Origin of the sequence: Ferrovibrio sp. (assembly GCF_019636075.1) — a bacterium.
GTDB lineage: Bacteria > Pseudomonadota > Alphaproteobacteria > Ferrovibrionales > Ferrovibrionaceae > Ferrovibrio.
In genome coordinates this window covers 1-1,665 of the sequence record NZ_JAHBYG010000085.1, presented here as the reverse complement: position 1 = coordinate 1,665, position 1,665 = coordinate 1, and the positions used below count along the sequence as shown (strand labels likewise).

Below are 1,665 nucleotides of genomic sequence, written 5' to 3'. Positions count from 1 at the left end.
AACCCGTGGTCGTACCCTGCCCGATCAGATAGGCGAATTGCACAGGCGCCGGCTTACGCGCAAAAACCGGCAGCCGGTTGCCCGCCGTATGCCCGGCCAGGTCCACCAGGATATCGATGCCATCGGCACGGATTTGGGCGGCTACTTCATCATCGCTTTTACCTACCGTGCCGCGCCAATGATCCGCCAGGCCGCGCAGCCGCTGGGTGGTCGCATCCGGATTCGCCACTTCGCCATACAGATAGACTTCGAAAGCATCCCGGTCCCGAGATACCAACAATGGCTCGAAGAACATCGCCACGGCATGATGCCGAAAATCCGGTGACACATAGCCAATCTTTAAACGGCGATCCGGTGTGCGGTCGTTGCCGTGTATCAGCGGGTTGGGCAGCTTCGGCCGGCCATGGCGGGCATCCCAGCTTTTATATTCCTCACGGATTTCATCCGGACCGATATCCGCACGGTAATTCAGGCAGAACAGAAGATTGCTGTGCAGCGCCACTGCATGGTCGCTGTCAGGATAGGCCGCGAGGGCCTGTCGGCATACCGCTTCGGCTTCGCGCAAGCTGCCTTGCTGAATCAGCAAGACACTGTAATTCAGCGAAACCAGCGGATCGTGATACTGCAAACGCTGACGATAAACCGCTTCCGCCTCGGCCCAACGCTGCAATCGCTGCAGCAGATTGGCGTAAGACATCGCCAGATTGAGCTTCTTGGGAAAGAACGGCAAAGCCCGCGAGAAATACTCTGCCGCCTCATCCCCCTGCCCCAGCTTGTCGGCGCAGATTGCCGCCAAGCGCAAGGTATCGGCATGATCGGCTTGCTGCTCCAGAATACGGCGGCACAAAGCCAAGGCAACCTTCGGCCGGTTGGACTGCGCATCCAGCACGGCCTGACGATACAGGATATCCGCGGACAAGGGAGGCTGATTGCACCATTCTTGCCAGAGCTTGCGATATCCGGCCTCGATGGCCTTGACCAGACCGGGACCATCGGACAGCGCCGATGCCTGGAAGCGCGGCCGCAGATTGCTGCGCAGTTTCGCCAGGCCGCCCAAATCGCTCGCCCAGCGCGCGGCGATCTCAACATACTGTTCCGGCGTTTCCGCCACCCAGTCGCTCATACCCAGCGCGCCCAGGATGCTGGCGCCAAAACGGCCAACCGTCGGCCGGTCCGCCTTGCTGATCACCGGCACGCCCATCCACAAAGCCTCTATCGTGGTGGTGCCCGCATTATGCGGAAACGGATCAAGCGCAATGTCGATCTCGTTGTAATACGCCCAGGTATTGGGCTGCGGGCTGGTATAGATCAGCTTCAAACGCTCCGCACCGATGCCGTTCGCCGCAAACCGCGCCTCGAATTGCTTCCGCGAAGCCTCTTCCGCGAAGGGCTTGCTGTTCAATACCAAGATGGCATTGGGCACCATCTTCAGCAGTTCCGACCACAGCGCGATCACCTTCTCGTTCAACCGCACAGTGCGGCTGAAACTGCCGAACGTGACATAGCCATTCCGCTTCGCCGGCAAGTCGCCCACAGCCGGCATCCCATCCGGCGGACGATAGACCAGCGGCGAACGCCCAAGCCGCACAACCCGTTCGCTCAGCACATCCTCATGGCCGGGCGGCACCATGTAATCATCGGTGAAAAAGCCATCGATGGCAGACA

1 protein-coding gene is annotated in these 1,665 nt (G+C 60.2%); it reads right to left on the bottom strand.

What is annotated here, in order from left to right:
* On the bottom strand, positions 1-1,665 hold a 1,665-nt coding region (locus tag KF827_RS19520; protein ID WP_291009303.1), incomplete at both ends, for a tetratricopeptide repeat protein.